Source organism: Allobosea sp. GW821-FHT12C12 (assembly GCF_058807355.1).
Map to the genome: position 1 here is coordinate 1 of NZ_JBXAQP010000022.1, position 248 is coordinate 248.

The following is a 248-nucleotide window of genomic DNA, read 5'->3' on the forward strand; positions in this document are numbered from 1 at the left end:
TTCTCCCGGCAGGCATCTTGAATCACGATCAAGCCGATTTGCGAATCCCCGATTCCGCTAAAAATCAGCATGCTCTAAATCGTCGCGACGCTGCGCGAGCGCCATAGTTGCCGCTGGACCGCGATCTCTGAACTGCTATTCTCCAGACGTCCCCGTCCCGCACCGCGACGCGGTTGCCGCTGGACCGCGATCTCTGAACTGCTATTCTCCCGGACACGAGTTCGCGCGCGCCGGTGTCGTTGCCGCTG